Annotated in this window: 1 protein-coding gene; it reads right to left on the bottom strand. The window is 42.9% G+C overall.

The window, feature by feature from the left end; all coding sequences use genetic code 11:
• Positions 1-43: 43 nt before the first annotated feature.
• Positions 44-181 carry a protein YdgV gene (locus BTA35_RS19005; protein WP_085970371.1) on the bottom strand — a complete coding sequence of 46 codons (138 nt, stop codon included), beginning with the start codon at positions 179-181 and terminating at the stop codon, positions 44-46.
• Between the last annotated feature and the right edge of the window lie 201 nt (positions 182-382).

Here is a 382-nt window from a genome sequence, read left to right on the forward strand (position 1 = left end):
GGTCAAGCCCCGCGCATAGCGCAAGCTTTGGCAGAAGAAAGGACTAAAGCGCGTTGCGCCAGTGCTGCTCACCTACGAGCAAGATAGTGGATGAGGTACGAAGATGGGTAAATGTAGAAAATAACGTCCTGAACAAATTGTCCATAATATTACAATTATCCGCAGTGTTGCTTCTCGTCATAGCGGATGATAATTGTCCTCGGTAGTTGAACACGCCTGATTTGTATCATAGCTTAAGAATTAACTCAAAATATTTTCACTTCTTTACCTGAGCGGTTTGATTTTCGTTATGATGACGGAGCGAAAAAGACATTATTATTAGCAAAGGAAGAAAAAACGGGGACAAGCATGGCAAAGCCGATCATCACGCTCAATGGCCTAA

It is taken from the genome of Oceanospirillum linum (assembly GCF_001995095.2).
Classification (GTDB): domain Bacteria; phylum Pseudomonadota; class Gammaproteobacteria; order Pseudomonadales; family Halomonadaceae; genus Oceanospirillum; species Oceanospirillum linum.

Excerpts from the sequence above, each read along its gene's own strand:
- BTA35_RS19005 (WP_085970371.1), bottom strand. The coding sequence starts at position 181 with ATGACGAGAAGCAACACTGCGGATAATTGTAATATTATGGACAATTTG.